The organism is Psychrobacter sp. CAL346-MNA-CIBAN-0220, from assembly GCF_040309805.1.
Taxonomy (GTDB): Bacteria; Pseudomonadota; Gammaproteobacteria; order Pseudomonadales; family Moraxellaceae; genus Psychrobacter.
The window spans coordinates 1-247 of the sequence record NZ_JBEOPF010000601.1; the positions used below are offsets into that span (position 1 = coordinate 1).

Below are 247 nucleotides of genomic sequence, written 5' to 3' on the forward strand. Positions count from 1 at the left end.
CACTTTGAGTCACCGTTGCAGTGTTGCCTTCATTTGACTGATTGACGATTGCAACATGATCAAAGTCCATTTGCATTACCGTTGCGGTTTGATTCAAACCGTATTGGTTAACTTGAGCTTCATGATTACCGCCACTTTGAGTCACATGTGCATCATGAGATTCACCATTTTGATATACATTTGCCATGTTAGACAAACCAACTTGTTCAACTAAACCAATGTTGTCATTACCTTCCTGCTCTAATAT

General features: G+C 39.3%; 1 protein-coding gene. It reads right to left on the reverse strand.

Going from position 1 to position 247, the window contains the following annotated elements; genetic code table 11:
- On the reverse strand, positions 1–247 hold a 247-nt coding region (locus AAEY88_RS14960; protein WP_350563658.1), incomplete at both ends, for a hypothetical protein.